General features: G+C 69.2%; 10 protein-coding genes. 7 read left to right on the plus strand and 3 right to left on the minus strand.

Annotated elements, in window-relative coordinates:
• Positions 1–14 precede the first annotated feature (14 nt).
• Positions 15–1,271: a cytochrome P450 gene (locus OU415_RS12050; protein WP_270948754.1), complete on the minus strand. Its 1,257-nt coding sequence runs from the start codon at positions 1,269–1,271 to the stop codon at positions 15–17.
• 309 nt (positions 1,272–1,580) lie between these two features.
• On the opposite strand from OU415_RS12050, the gene OU415_RS12055 reads away from it, so the two are divergent.
• The 7 genes from OU415_RS12055 to OU415_RS12085 all read left to right on the plus strand — a co-directional run bounded on the left by OU415_RS12055 (position 1,581) and on the right by OU415_RS12085 (position 9,616).
• Positions 1,581–3,788, plus strand: a complete 2,208-nt coding sequence (locus tag OU415_RS12055) for an acetate--CoA ligase family protein (RefSeq protein WP_270948755.1) — start codon at positions 1,581–1,583, stop codon at positions 3,786–3,788.
• 26 nt (positions 3,789–3,814) lie between these two features.
• A complete protein-coding gene (locus OU415_RS12060) occupies positions 3,815–5,344 on the plus strand; it encodes an acyl-CoA carboxylase subunit beta (protein ID WP_270948756.1) in 1,530 nt (509 codons plus the stop codon).
• A 10-nt stretch (positions 5,345–5,354) separates the two neighbouring features.
• Entirely contained in the window at positions 5,355–6,728 is a 1,374-nt protein-coding gene (locus OU415_RS12065) for an acetyl-CoA carboxylase biotin carboxylase subunit (protein ID WP_270948757.1), read from the plus strand.
• A 4-nt stretch (positions 6,729–6,732) separates the two neighbouring features.
• On the plus strand, positions 6,733–6,954 hold the full coding sequence (locus OU415_RS12070; protein ID WP_270948758.1) for a biotin/lipoyl-binding carrier protein: 222 nt from the start codon (positions 6,733–6,735) through the stop codon (positions 6,952–6,954).
• Positions 6,955–6,999: 45 nt separating this feature from the next.
• Positions 7,000–7,194 (plus strand): ferredoxin, encoded by a 195-nt coding sequence (locus OU415_RS12075; protein ID WP_270948759.1) that lies wholly within the window; start codon positions 7,000–7,002, stop codon positions 7,192–7,194.
• A 5-nt stretch (positions 7,195–7,199) separates the two neighbouring features.
• On the plus strand, positions 7,200–8,378 hold the full coding sequence (locus tag OU415_RS12080; RefSeq protein ID WP_270948760.1) for an NAD(P)/FAD-dependent oxidoreductase: 1,179 nt from the start codon (positions 7,200–7,202) through the stop codon (positions 8,376–8,378).
• A gap of 104 nt (positions 8,379–8,482) precedes the next feature.
• Positions 8,483–9,616, plus strand: coding sequence for an ABC transporter substrate-binding protein (locus tag OU415_RS12085; RefSeq protein ID WP_270948761.1), 1,134 nt, complete (start codon positions 8,483–8,485; stop codon positions 9,614–9,616).
• A gap of 162 nt (positions 9,617–9,778) precedes the next feature.
• On the opposite strand, the gene OU415_RS12090 is transcribed toward OU415_RS12085, so the two are convergent.
• Together OU415_RS12090 and OU415_RS12095 are read right to left on the minus strand one after the other, a co-directional pair.
• Positions 9,779–11,095, minus strand: coding sequence for a hypothetical protein (locus tag OU415_RS12090; RefSeq protein ID WP_270948762.1), 1,317 nt, complete (start codon positions 11,093–11,095; stop codon positions 9,779–9,781).
• Between the two features lie 103 nt (positions 11,096–11,198).
• A complete protein-coding gene (locus OU415_RS12095) occupies positions 11,199–14,579 on the minus strand; it encodes an outer membrane protein assembly factor BamB family protein (protein WP_270948763.1) in 3,381 nt (1,126 codons plus the stop codon).
• Between the last annotated feature and the right edge of the window lie 371 nt (positions 14,580–14,950).

A 14,950-nucleotide genomic window follows, 5' to 3' on the forward strand; every position in this document is an offset into this window, starting at 1 on the left:
CTTTCGGCGTGGGATCAGAGCGTGACGGCGAGTTCCTTGAGGCTGAAGAACGCCCGATCGTCCCGATAGGACAGGTGCGAGACCTCGGGATCGGTGAGCTGCATGTCCGGGAACCGCGCGAAGATCCTGGGCAGCGCGACCATCAGCTCCATCCGGGCGAGGTTCTGCCCGACGCACTGGTGCTGGCCGAAGCTGAAGGCGAGGTGCTGCGGTTTCTCGGTGGGGATCTCGAAGTCCTCCCACGTGGTGCGGGCGTACTTGCTCTCGTCGTGGTTGGCCGACCAGATGGACGCGACCACGCCTTCGCCCTGGCGGAAGGTGTGTTCGCCGATCGTGACGTCCTCCGTGGCGGCACGGCGCGGCCCCATCCGCGCGACGGAGTGGACGCGCAGCAGCTCCTCGATCGCGATGTCCCACCGCCGTTCCCCGGAGAGCAGCAGCGCGAGCTGATCCGGCCGCTTCAGCAAGGTGAAGATCGACAGGCCGATCATGCCCGCGGTCGTGTCGTGCCCGCCGATGATGAGGATCGTGATCAGCGCCGCGAGCTGATCACGAGTGATGCCGCCGACTTCGTACTGCTCCCGGATGATGTTGCTGAGCAGGTCGTCGGAAGGGTTCGCCTCCTTCAGCGCCGCGTACTCGAGACCGAGGGCGCGGAATTCCTCGACGTTGCGGTACATCTCCTCCTTCGACAGGGACAGCGTCGTCTGCCGCTCGGTGAGCTCGAAGAACCGCGGGGCGTCCTCGATGGGGATGCCGAGCATCCGGGTGATCACCGTTGTCGGGATCGCGAGCGCGAACTGGGAGACGAGGTCGACCGGCCCGGACTGCTCGGCGAGCGCGTTCAGGTGGTCGTCGACGATGGCTTCGACCTGGTCCCGATAACCCTCGACGGCCCGCGGCGTGAAGTACTTGACCACGCACCGGCGCAGCGTCGTGTGCAGCGGCGGATCCTGCCTGATCATGCTGTCGGCGACCATGGGGTGGTCCGAACCGGGCAGTCCGCGGACCGGGAAGCCCGGTGTCATCGGGTTGGCGCTGAACCGGGTGTCGGACAGGATCGCCTTCACATCGTCGAACCTCGTCGCCAGCCACGAGATCGTCCCGCCGCCGAGGTCGACCTGGCTGATCGGGCAGGTGGCGCGCAGTTCGCCGAAGTACGGGGGATCGTCCAACGGCTGTTCCGGCGCCGGGTCCAACGACAACTGCCGCAGGTGCGGGCACTCTCCCCGCTGGTCGTTCGAGGCTTCGACGGCTGTGCGATCTTCCACGGCGTTCTCCTCGCTGCTTCGCTGCAGGGCCGGGATCCAGGGATGTGCGGGACGCCGGTGCGGGAATCGTCCACGACCCGGCTGCGGTCATGATGCGTGCCCGCTCAGGCGCGAGGAAGACCCGACCGGCTTGCGCACCGATCGGGACCGGCTATCGCACGTGCCGGACCGGCGCGAGTGGGCAGCCGCGATAGGGATCCGCCATCACCGGTCCACGATTCGCGGTATTCCCCGGGCATTGCGAGTCCCGTCACACTCGCCGCAACCACGAGCCGCCTCCCGACCCGGGTGCCGATGAAGGGAAGACGCTTGATCGAGAACTCCGCGCGGCTGCCGCAGCAGCTGCAAACGGCAATAGCCGGCTTCGTCGCCTCCGGAGCTCGAATCGTGCCGGAGCCCGAGGCCAAGGAGATCCTGCGCAGCACCGGCATCGCGGTCCCGCCGGGCTCCGCGCACTCCGATCCGGCCCTCGCGGCGAACGGGCTCGACGGTGATCTGGTCTTGAAGGCGGTGTCGCCGACGCTGGTCCACAAGTCCGATGCGGGCGGAGTTCGCGTCGGTGTCGCACGGGAGGACCTGGCCGCGGAGGCAGCGGCGATGACCGCGGCACTGGCCGCGCACGGGCATCGGGTCGATCGCTTCCTCGTCGAGGCCAAGACCGACCCGGGCCACGAGGTCATCGTCGGAGCGGTGCGCACACCCGGGGTCGGCTGGGTCGTCATGGTCGGTCTCGGCGGGATCTTCGTCGAGTTGTTCGCCGACGTCTCGTTCGGCATCGCCCCGCTGACCGCGTCGGACGTGACCGAGATGCTGTCGGAGCTCAAGGGATCCGCGCTGCTGAACGGGGCGCGTGGCGGGGTCCGGGCCGACATCGACGCCCTGGTGGCGCTGGTCCTCCGGCTCGGCGGCGAAGGCGGGTTGCTCTCGGCACTGCCGCCGGAGGTCGTCGAGGTCGATCTCAATCCGGTCATCGTCGACGCCGAGCAGGCGGTCGCGGTCGACGCGCGGATGGTCCTCGACGCGGGATCCGAGGCAGGACGCGGCACCGGAAGGCCCGCCGCGGACGGCACCTTCGAGCGCCTGTTCCGTCCCAGCAGGATCGCGGTGCTGGGCGCGAGCGGGAGCGGGTCGAACATCGCCAACCGGTACATCGCCGGACTCCGGCGGGCGGGCTTCTCCGGGACGGTGATCCCGATCCACCCCTCGGCCGAGCGGATCGAGGGGGTCCCTGCGCAGCGCTCGCTGCGGGAGGTGGCCGAACCGGTCGACTACGCCTACGTCGCGCTTCCTGCCGAGGCAGTCGCGGACGCGTTGACCACCGATCCCGGCAAGCTCGCGTTCGCCCAGATCATCAGCAGCGGCTTCGGCGAGGTATCCGGGGGAGTCGAGCTCGAACGAGACCTCGTGCAGCGGATGCAGGTGCAGGGCACGCGGGTCATCGGCCCGAACTGCCTCGGGATGCACAGCTCCGCGGCGCGGGTCAGCTTCATCCCGGACCCGCCGCTCGACCCGGGCGGCGTCGCCGTCATCTCGCAGAGCGGCGGCCTCAGCGTCGACGTGCTGCGGCTCGGCGCAGCGCGCGGGATCGCCTTCCACAGCGTCACCAGCATCGGCAATTCCTCCGATGTGGACGCTGCCGAGCTCGTCGAATTCATGCTCGACGCCCCGGACGTCGGCGTTGTCGGCATGTACCTGGAGTCGATCGCGGCGGCGCGCTCGATCCTGGACCTGCTCGCCCGACGGGGCTCCGACAAGCCGGTCGTGCTCCTCGCCGGAGGACGCAGCGCGGCCGGATCACGGGCGGCGACGAGCCATACTGGCGCGCTCGCGGGCAACCACCGGCTCTGGCCGGCAGTGTGCCGGCAGGGTGGTATCGCACTGACGGACACGCTCGACGAGTTCCTCGACGTGCTGCTGGCATTCGCGACCGTCCAGGTCGTCGGCCCGCCCCCGGCCGCACGAGACGCGGTCCTCTTCGGCAACGGCGGCGGTGCCAGCGTGCTCGCCACGGATGCGCTGGCACGGCACGGGTTCTCCGTCCCACTCCTGCCGGAGCGGGTGGTCGAGCGGATCGAGTCACTCGGCCTGCCACCCGGGAACGGCCTGGCGAACCCGATCGACACACCGGCGGGCACGCTCGCGGTGGGCGGCGGCACCATCGCCGGAGACCTGCTGTCCATCGTGCTGGAAGAGGCACCGCCGGCCATCCTCATCACCCACCTCAACGTCGGCATCATCCAGCGGAACCTGGCCGAGCGGTACGGCGATGTGACCGGCACGATCATCCGCAGCATCGCCGAGGCCCACGCCCGCACCGACGCGGCGACCCAGCAGTACCTCGTGCTCAAAGGCGACGGGCGGCCGGACATGGACCAGGCCGTCGCCGAATACACGCGCCAGGCGCAAAAACTCGGCTTGCCCGTCTTCCGCTCGGTGGACGAAGCCGGCCGGGTCGCGCGGTCTCTCATCGAGTTCCAGCAACGCCGAGCCGCGCTCGTCGGCACCGCCACCGCGTGAACGACCGGGAAGGGCGAATCCACGACATGACCACCGATCACGAAATCCGGCACGCCGAGCGGCGCGCGCACGCACTGGCGATGGGCGGCGAACGCAAGCTGGCGGCCCGGGCCGCGAAAGGCGAGCTCAACGCCAGGGAACGAGTCGCCCGGCTCTTCGACGCCGATTCCTTCCGCGAAACGGGACTGTTCGCGACGTCGAACATCGACGCCGACCAGCACGTGACCCCCGCCGACGGGAAGGTGACCGGCACCGGGCTCATCACGGGGCGCCGCGCCGGCGTCATCGCGTACGACTTCACGGTCAAGGGCGCGTCCTCCGGAGCCGTCAGCAACAAGAAGATGGGGCACCTCAAGGACCTGACCGCGCGCAGCGGGATGCCGCTGGTCTACCTGGCCGAGTCGACCGGCGTGCGGATGCCCGACGTCATGGGAGGGACCGGGCTCGGCAACGCCGACGACCGGACGCGGTTCCTGCGCCGCCGCACCAATCCGTGGGTGTCGGCGGCATTCGGGTACTCCTTCGGTTCGGCTGCCTGGCACACCGTTAGCTCGGACTTCGCGGTGATGCGCAAGGGCGCGATCATGGCCGTCTCCAGCCCAGGGCTGGTCGGCCGAGCGACCGGGCAACAGGTCGACGGGCAGGAGCTCGGCGGCTGGAAACTGCACTCCGAGGTCACCGGATTCGCCGATGCGGTCGCCGATACCGATGAAGAGGCGATCGACCTCGTGCGCCGTTTCCTGAGCTACCTCCCGTCGCACAACGACGAAGCGCCGCCGATCGCACCGGTGCCGGAAGGCTCAGCCGACCGCGGCGCGCAGTTGCACGACATCGTGCCCGACGAACGCACGAAGGTGTACGACGTGCGCAAGGTCATCGAGGTCATCGCCGACCTGGGGAGCGTGTTCCCGGTCAAGGAGCGGTACGGCAAGTCGCTGGTCACCGCGTTGTGCCGGATCAACGGCCAGTCGGTCGGGGTCATCGCGAACAACCCGATGTTCAAGGGCGGCGCGATCGACGCGGCCGCGTGCGCGAAGGCGACCAGCTTCCTCGTGCTGTGCGACTCGTACAACATCCCGCTGGTCTTCCTCGTCGACCAGCCGGGATTCCTGATCGGAGTCGACGGCGAGCGCAGCGGCATCGTCGGCAAGGTCATCAACTGGATGAACGCGCTGTCGCTGGCGACCGTGCCGAAGGTGACGGTCATGATGCGCAAGAACTACGGGCAGGGCTACGTCAACATGGGCGGGGCCTGGACGGCCGACGCCACGGCCGCGTGGTGGACCGCGGAAGTCAGCTTCATGGACCCGCGCTCGGCGGTCGGGGTGGTGCACGGGATCGATGCGGCGGCGGACCCGGAGCTCTACGAGCGGCGGTTGGCCGAGATGGCGAAGGAATCGACCGGCTACGACGTCGCCCGGGTCTACGGCGTGCAGGACGTGATCGACCCCGCGGACACCCGCGAGTTCATCCTCGGTGCCCTCGAGGACAACGCGCTGAACCGCACCGGCGGGGTCGGCGAGCACCACCTCAGCAATTGGCCCACGAGCTACTAGGCGGGTGAAGATGGTTCGGCAATTCCCCCGGCGACTGCTGGTCGCGAACCGAGGCGAGATCGCCCGCAGGATCATCGCGACCGCTCGGCGCCTCGGCGTCGGCACCGTCGCGATCCACCACGGCGTCGACGCCGAGCTGCCCTACGCGGCCGAAGCCGACATCGCCCGGGAGATCACCGGGGAGCAGCCCGTCGGCGCATATCTCGACATCGATCAGATCGTCCGCATCGCGGTGGAGTCGGGAGCCGATGCGGTCCACCCCGGATACGGTTTCCTCGCCGAGAACGCCGGATTCGCCCGCGCAGTCGTGGAGGCGGGGCTGACGTGGGTCGGTCCCGACCCGGAAGCGATCACCGCGATGGGCGACAAGGTCGAGGCGCGAAACCGCATCGCGGCCACCGGTGTCCCGGTCAGCGGTGGTGCCGGGGCAGCGCTGACCGATGCTGCCGAGGCGGTCGCGGAGGCCGAGCGCATCGGATACCCGGTCATGGTGAAGGCTGCCGGCGGTGGTGGCGGAATCGGCATGACGATCGCCCGCGACGCCGGATCGGTGCGCGACGAGTTCGACCGCACGCAGGCGATCGCGGAGCGCAGCTTCGGGTCCGACCGGATCTTCCTCGAGCGGTTCGTCGAATCAGCCCGGCACGTCGAGGTCCAGGTCCTCGGCCTGGCGGACGGAACGATCCTCACCTTGGGCGAGCGGGACTGCTCGGTGCAGCGGCGCCACCAGAAACTCGTCGAGGAATCCCCGGCGTTGGGCCTCGACCCGCTCGTCCGGCAACGGCTGCACGACGCGGCGAAGAGCGCGGCCCGTGCGGTCGGGTACCGCAACGCGGGCACCGTGGAATTCCTGGTCGACACGCGGACGCAGGACTTCGTCTTCCTGGAGATGAACACGCGGATCCAGGTCGAGCACCCCGTGACCGAGATGACGCACGGCGTCGATCTGGTGGAGCAGCAGCTGAGCATCGCCGTCACCGGTTCGGTCACCACGGGGTTCGCGCCCCACCAGCGCGGGCACGCGATCGAGTTCCGGCTCTGCGCCGAGGACCCGGTGCGGTTCTTCCCGAGCCCCGGACCGATCGAGCGGTGGGAAGTGCCGAGCGGGGACGGGATCCGGGTCGACGCCGGATACCGGGCCGGGCTGGAGATCACCCCGCACTTCGACTCGCTGATCGCCAAGATCTGCGTGTTCGCCGAGGACAGGGACCGCGCGCTGGAGCGCGCGCGGGAAGCGCTCGACGGGGTCGCAGTCGGGCCGCTGCGCACCAACCTGCCGTTCCTGCGAGAGCTCGTCGACAGCCCCGAGTTCGCTGCCGGTGGGTATGACACGAACATCGTCGCGGCCGTCACCAGCCGTGCCGCGGCATCAACAGGGAGGTAGGGCAGTGGCGGAAACGATCAATGCGGACATGGGTGCCAACGTCTGGAAGGTCCTGGTCTCCGCGGGCGACCCCGTCGAACCGGACACGACGGTCGTGGTGCTCGAGTCGATGAAGATGGAGATTCCCGTCCTCGCCGAATGCGCCGGTGCCGTCACGGCTGTCCACGTCAAGGAGGGGTCGACGGTCAACGCCGGCGACCCGCTGATCGACATCGAGGAGCCGTAGGCAACCGATGAGGAACCTGACCACCGAACGGAAGGCGGGCGTGCGATGAAGCTCAAGGTCGATGCGGGCAAGTGCTGCGGGTCGGGGCAGTGCGTCCTGGCCGCGCCAGAGGTGTTCGACCAGGACGAGGACGGCATCGTGGCCCTGCTGGTCGACGAGGTCGGTGAAGAGGCGGTCGCCGACGTCAACGAGGCGGTCTTCTCCTGCCCGACGGCCGCCATCGAGATCGTCGAGCCCTGACCACCATGACCGGCAAGCCGATACGCCGCGTCGTGATCGCCGGGGCGGGCCAGGGCGGGGTGCACGCGGCGTCGAGCCTCCGGCGGCTCGGCTACACCGGCGAGCTGACCCTCGTCAGCGCCGAGTCCTGTCCGCCGTACCAGCGGCCGCCACTGTCGAAAGCGTTCCTGCTGGATGCGGACCCGGCACTGGTCGAGCTCCACGACCCGGCGCACTACGAATCGATCGGCGCGACGCTCGTGCTCGGGGACCCGGTGACCGGCGTGGACCTCGCCTCCCGCGAGATCTCATCGGCATCCGGCACGACGACGCCGTACGACCACCTCGTGCTGGCCACCGGCTCCCGCCCGCGATCGATCAGCGAACTTCGCGGACTGCGCAACGTCTTCCACCTGCACGACCGGAGCGACTCGACCGCACTGGGAGGCCGTCTGCGCGATGCGCGCTCGATGTTGTTGATAGGCGGTGGATTCATCGGGTTGGAGATCGCGACAGCGGCCATCGACCTCGGTTGCCAGGTCACCGTCGTGGAGCGCATGCCGTCGATCCTGGAACACGCGGTACCACCGCAGGTCGCCGATTTCCTGCTGCGGAAGCATCGGGAACGCGGCGTCGAGTTCTACTTAGGACGATCGGTGGTCACCTGGACCGCTGAGGACGATCGGCTCGAGTCGATCACGACTGAGGACGGGACGCGGATTTCGGCGGACCTCGTGGTCGTCGGGATCGGCTCAGCACCGTCGACCGAACTGGCCGAGCAGGCCGGGCTGGTGGTGGACGGCGGGGTCGTGGTCGACTCCCGACTGCGAACGTCCGACCCGCACGTGAGCGGAATCGGCGACTGCGCGCGGTTTCCCCTCGACGGTCGGGTGGAACGGCTCACCTCCGTCCAGCACGCCATGGATTCGGCTCTGCACGTGGCCAAGCAGATCGTCGGTCAGGACGCGCCGTACCGACCGGTCCCGTGGTTCTGGACCGACCAGGCCGGGGTGAAGGTGCAGATGGCAGGCGTCCCGCGGGCCGAGTACGACCGCACCGAAGTCACCACGGGCCCGGCGGACGGGCTGTTCGCGATCCGGTGCTTCCGCGGCGATCGGTTCGTCGGTGGGACGACCGTGGCGATGCCGGCCGAGCACGTGAAGATGCGCCGGGAACTGGCGGCCGAGCTCGCGCCGTCGCGGTGACCGGCCAAGGCACGACCACGGCGGTCGACCCGCTTCACCAGCACCGAACGAACCGACGCGAGGCGAACGATCTCCGGTCACCCGCGCCCAAGAGAGGTAGAGCCATGCACATCCGATCCAACGACTCGACTGATCCCCAGTCCGCTCTCGCCCGGCCCAACCGCCGCACCGTGCTCCGGATGGCCGGAGCGTCGGTTCTCGCCGCCGGTGCGAGCACCCTGCTCAGCGCGTGCGGCGATGGCTCGTCGGGTTCGTCGGCCACCGGCACAGCCGCAGGCGCGGCGCCGCAGCCGACGCCCTTCCGCGTCGCCACGGCACCTGGCGACAACTACTTCATCGACGCGGTCAACCTCGACCAGCAGCACTACGGCAAGTACAACCTGGAGGTGCCGAAGTTCTTGCACCCGTCCAGCGGCGTCCAGGGGATGCAGTTGCAGACAGCCGGCCAGATCGACGGGCAAATGCAGGACACGCTGCTCACGATGACGACCTTCGCCAATTCCAGGCCGGGGGACCGGCCCGTCATCATCGGCATGCGCATTCCCGAAACGACCTACTCGATCGTGGTCAACAAGGGGCAGTGGCCGTCCGATTCGGCGAGTTTCGCCGAGAAGATGGCGTCCTTGAAGGGCAAGACCGTTGGCGTCACAGCGATCGGCGCCGGGGCCGACAAGCAACTCCGGCTGGCCCTGCAGCAGGCGGGAATGTCCCCTGGGGACATCACCCCGCTCGCCGTCGGGCAGACCACCCCGGCCATCGCCCAGATGAGCGCCGGCAAGATCGACGCCTACGTCGGCATCACGTTCGCCACCGCGCGCCTGATGGCAGCGCAGACCGGTGGCGAGGTGCTCGTCGACTTCAACACCACCGGCGTTCCGGAGCTGCTCAGCAAACAGCAGGTCGACGTGCTCATCGCCCGCGAGGACTACGCGAAGTCGAACGCGGACGCGTGCAAGGCGTGGCTCGCCGCGCAGTGGGAAGCCAAGGACTGGATCTTGGCCAACCGGGACGAGGCGGCCGAGCTGCTGAACTCCGACAGCTTCGACGGGCGAGGCCTGGACGTCTCGAAGCAGTACATCCAGCACTTCGCCGAGGACGTCGTGCCGAAACTGCAACCGCAGTGGAAGGTCACGAGGGACGCGATCGATCTGATGATCGAGGTCGCGGTGCGGACCGGCGCCGTCCAGCAGGGGCAGATCAGCTACGAGACCCTGGTGGCCGATTTCGCCCGAGCATGATCGCGTGGACGCGGCCCGGACCTGTGCTGATCTGCGGAAGTCGCCGTCGTGAACAGTCACCGGGCCCATCACCGGCCACAGTGGACGATCACACCGGTATGAGATTTCGGTGGCCGACGTTCGCCGTCCCCCGCACAACCGGCGAGCCTTCTCGTCGCAGCCCTAGGGCGCTAGGACCCGTCCTGCGGCGAGCACGGATGCCAGACCACCACCGAGCACTACGGCCGAGGCGGCGACGACGGGTGCGCGCCGGGTCCATGCGTGCAGCGCCGGCGAGTCGGACGCGCGGGCCAGGAGTTCGTCGCGACCGCGGAGCACGATCAGGCCGACGGTGGTCAGGGTCAATGCCATGCCGAGTCCGAACGCGGCCACCATCATCGCCGCAGCTGCGACCCTGCCGGTGAGCAGCCCGCTGAGCAGGACGAGGAATGCCGACGGCGAGGGGAGCAGACCGCCGGAGGTACCGAGAAGCACTATGCCGCGCCAGGTGAGCAGGGACTTGCCAGGTAGAACGTGCCCGTGCCCGTGCCCGTGCCCGTGCCCGTGCCCGTGCCCGTGCCCGTGCCCGTGCCCGTGCCCGTGCGTGTGGCCTCGGTTGCTCAGGTGGCGCCGGAGAAGCCCCACCCCGACTCCCACCACGACCAGCGCAGCGATCAGCTGCAGCCAACTCGTCAGCGCCGCGATGTCCGGGGCGTTCTCGCTGGCGAGCCACCATCCGACGGCGAGCACGGCGACGGACGCGGTGTGCATCGCGGCGACGATCACGCCCAGCCACACAGCGTCCCGTGCCCGTCCGCGCCCGCCCACGAGGAAGCCGGCAGCGAGCGTCTTCCCGTGCCCCGGGGCGCATGCGTGAAAAGCTCCCACCGCAGCTGCGACGAGGAGCGCCAGGGGCAGCACGATGCGGTGCTCCAGCAGCGCGGAAAGATCCGTGGTCCAGACGTTGAACGGCTCCTGCGTCCCGGCCGCCGCACGCGAGTCGGTGCTGCTGGACGGGCCGAGCGCGATGGCCCGGGTTGGCTCGTCGGCCGTGTGCAGACCGCCACCGCCCGAATCCGTGACGGAGATCGTGCGGTAGTTCGGGTCGGCGCCGTTCAGCGCGGTGATGGTCACGGCGACCGTGGTCACCGGATTCGGGCAGAGGTAGTGGAGGCGGGCGCCGTCCTGGGCGAGGCGCTCGGTGTCCGCGTGCTCCAGGGGACAGGACTGGCCGTCCTGGCTCAGCCGGATGTGCGAGCCGAAGTACTGCGCCTCCGACGTGTGGGCCGCGTCGACGTCCTTCCGGAGTACGGCCAGGTCGTCGTTCGCGGCAGACCAGGTGACCTCGACCGCGGTTCCGTCGGCGGCGATCCTGGCTACCGGAGGAGTGCCGAAGGGGTGTGCGTCCGCCGGGCCGGCGAGGCCCAGCAACGTTGTCAGCCCGAGCGCGCCGGCGAGGAGGAAGCGAGCGGCTTTTGAGCGGACTTGGCTGATGTGCACGGTGTTGTTCCGATCAGGAGTGCCCTGCGGGCTGCTGCCCGTGGTGGGGGAAGCAGCCCGCAGGGTTGGGTGTGTCGATTGGCTGGTCAGCCGCGGTGGCTGGTCAGTGCCGGGCAGCCAGGGCGTGGATCGTCCCGTCGTCGGTGAGGGCGAAGATGTAGTCACCGCTGACGGAGAGCGCCGAGGTCACTGCGGCGCCGAGGTTGTACTCGGACAGCAGCTGGCCGGTGGCGCGGTCCAGGACGACCAGGCGGCCGTCGCGGGTGCCCGCGTACACCAGGTCCTTGGTGACCAGGGCGTGCATCGCGGGCGAGTTGAGGTCCCCGGTGCACCCCACGGGACTCCTGCCGGGCTGGTAGCCGACTTTGGTCTCCCACAGCGGCTTGGACGGGTCGGCCGCGCTGGTGTCGTAGGCGCGGATGACGCCGTCGCGGCTGGCGATGTAGGCGGTGGTGCCCCAGATCGCGGGGCTGGTCAGCGGGGCGGGACCGCTCTCGCCGCAGCCGCTGCCACCGCCCAGCGGTGCCTGCCACTGCACCGCACCGGTGCTGAGGTCGTGCCCGCGGACGCCGCTGTTCGTCATCGTCACCAGCTGCGGGTCCCCGTTGGCCGGGTCGGTCAGGGCCGGGGAGGAGTGGCTGGCGATGTCGCCGTTGGTGTCCTTCACCCACAGCTGGCCGCAGGTCGCGAGGTCCACGGCGACCACCGTGTTGCTGGAACCGGTGTGCAGGTAGGCGATGTCGGAGCCGGGCTGGCGGACCGCCGTGCTGTGGAACTGGCCCCAGCTCGTCGCGCCGTTGAAGCCGCCCAGCAGGTCGCCGGTCCTGGCGTCCCGGCACTGGACCTTGTTCCAGTTCTGGTAAACGGCGACGGAGCGCGGCTCGGCGTTCAGGTCGAAGACGGTGACCGGACCACCGGCGCGCCCGTAGCGGCGCACGGTGTTGCCGTGCTGCTGCTCGTCCTCGATCTTCTGCCAGACGACGTGGCCGTCCTCGGCGTCCAGAGCGTAGATCCGGCCGACGGCGGTGGTCAGGTAGACCTTGCCGTCGTGGTAGGTCGGCGCCGACTCGGCGTCACCGTCCAGGTACGTGCGCCAGAGCTCGCGGCCGGACTTGATGTCGTAGGCGAGCATCACGTGGTTCGGCGAGTCGAACGCCCTGGAGGAGACGATCACCTTGCCGCCCACCACGACTGAACCGTTGAGGTTGAACTGCTCGCCGGTGTTGGCCGCCCACTGCAGGTCGAGCTCGGTGCCCGGGTCGTCGGCGCTGGCGGAGCGCCCCGCCTCGTCGCGGCCCTGGCGCAGCCAGTCCTGCCCGGTCTTCGGCTCGGCGATCTTGTCCTCGGGCACCACGGTGAAGGTGTTGGTGACGGTGGGCCACGCCTTGCCGCGGGTGTCGACCGCGGTCATCTCAGCCGTGTAGGTGCCCGGCTGCATACCGGGGAGGTCGTCGCTGATCCGGGTCCAGGAGGTCCGGGCTTCCGGGCAGGGCTCCGGGGTGCCGCCGGGGGAGGTGTAGCAGTTCTCGATACCGGTCTTGCGGACCTCGGTACCGAACTTCATCTGCTCCTTGTGCCAGGCGATTTGGCCGCGCGAGTCGCGGATGGTCAGCGAGGCCGTGGCCGGGGTGCGACCGGCGTCCTCGGTGTACAGCTCGATCGGGATTCCGGTGCTGTTGCCGTGCACACTGCCCTGGGCGGGGCTCACCAGCCCGACCGCGTCGCGGACGTCGAACTGGCGGTGGGTGCCCATCACGTAGCCGGTGTCCTCGTTGCGCCTCGTGCTCGGGTCGTCGTAGATGCCCTTGAAGTCGAGGATCTTGAAGTCCGCGCGAGCACCGTCGATGCCGTACTCGCCTTGGTTGTTGACCTCGACCGAACGGTCGAAGGCACCACGGCGGTACTCCGCCTGCTGGTTGTGGCCCGCGGCGAAGAACCGCACGTCGTACTTGGACAGCTCGTCGATGGTCGGCTGCATGCCGGCCCCCGGACCCCACCGGGTGAACAGCGAGCGGTGTGCGAAGACCAGCACCTGCTTGCCGACCGCGTGGCGCTTGAGGTCCTCGCGCAGCCAGTCCAGCTGCGGATTCAGGCCGCTGGAGTCGTAGTTGTCCTCGAGGACGACGATGTGCCGGCCGTTGCGGTCGAAGCTGTACCACTCCGGGCCGAGGTTGCGGCGGTAGTACTCCATGCTGCCGCCATAGCCCTGGGAGGTGGCGGTGCCGCCGACGTCGTGGTTTCCGACCACGGGGTAGAAGGGCATGCCGAGCTTGCCCTCGGTCAGGCCCTTCCTCAAGATGTCGTAGCCGCGCTGACGCCGCGGCTCAGCCGCGTAGTCGGTCACGGTGTTGTCACCGGTCGTGATCGCCATGGTGGCGCCGTCGACCTCGGACATCGCCTCGACCTGCTTGGGCCACCACTTCGACGCGCTCTCGGCGGCGCCGTCCGTGGTGTTGCTGACCTCGACGTCCGAGTTCATCAGCCACTTCTCGGTGGGGTTGGCGGCGTTCTCGTCCGGCACGAGGGCGAAGTCGATGCCGGAGCCGCCCTCCTCCGGGACCTCGTGGAAGAACTGCGGGATGTAGTCCTCGCGCAATGCGGGGGTGTAGCCGTTCGGGGAGACGATGCTGATGAGGTCGGTCTCCCGGCGTGCCGGGTCGATCGACAGGGTGTACGAGCCGTCGGCGCCGGTCTTCGTCCAGGCGGTGCCGTCGGTGACGTCAACGCCGGGCATGGGGGCCTCGCCCGGGTCTCGCACGCCGTTGTGGTTGACATCCTCGAAGACCGTGCCCTGCACGGAAACCAGCTCTCCGGCGGCTGCCGTTTCGGTGGCGAACGACGTGCCGGCAGTGGCCGGAACCAGGCCCGCCGCCACGGCGGTACCGGCCGCGATCAGCTGCTTGCGGCGTCGAATCGGGCGGTGGGCCAACGGGGGCTGGGCCTGCGAACGACGCCGGAGCAGCCATCGGATGGTGAACAGCGCGACAACGGCAAGAGCCGCGCCGAACGCCACGGCCAGCCACGGCAGGACGACGCTCGACGGTGCCGCGTGGGCGCCCGACGCATCGACGATCGGGGTCGCCGCGGTCGCATTGACGGTGTTGCCGTCGAACTCGACGACGGCCTGCGTCAGTCCGCCTTCTGCCAGCATCGAGGTCAGGTCGAGCTCGTCGACGTGGCAGCTCCACGCCAGCTCGATCACCACGCCACCGGGAACTCCGCCGCTGTCGCCGGCCACGCCGGAGCCACTGGCCGGGCAGGCGGACGAGGAGGACAGCAGACGCGTTGCCCAAGCACCCGCGTTCTCGGGCGACACCAAGTCGCGATGGACGATCAGCCTCCCGCTGGTGACGTTGTCCCTAGCGGATACGACGAGCTCAGCGTGCTCTGGCGACACGTGCGCGTATGCGGGCTGCACACCGAGGCCGAGTACGAAGAACAGCAGCACGAGACCGGTCCTGGCTGCTGCACGGATTGGTTTCATGAGAAAGAAGGATGTCCGGGCGAGGGGGCCAGAAGCGGAACAACAGGCGAAGTCTCTCCTTTGAGACCCCCAACTCCTTCAGGAAGGAATGTGGCGAACAGTGCATTGACGGCTCGACCGCGGCTGCAGGCAGGCGCGGGTTGGGACCGTTGTCGGTCGGGAACTTGATGGTGACGTCCCACCTCCGGGAGCGGACACCGGGGCTTCAGGCTGCGAGGAAGTGTTGTTGACGATTGCTGATGCGGGTTTCGCATGGCGTTCGGTTGGCGAGTGTCGAATGTAGACGGTCGTGGTTGCAGTCCGTCACCCGCTTGCGCAGTTCCCGCAACTCCTCCCGCTCACCGGGTGTTAGCTCATCCGCGGGAGCGACT

This window comes from Saccharopolyspora oryzae, assembly GCF_027853915.1.
Classification (GTDB): Bacteria; Actinomycetota; Actinomycetes; order Mycobacteriales; family Pseudonocardiaceae; genus Saccharopolyspora; species Saccharopolyspora oryzae.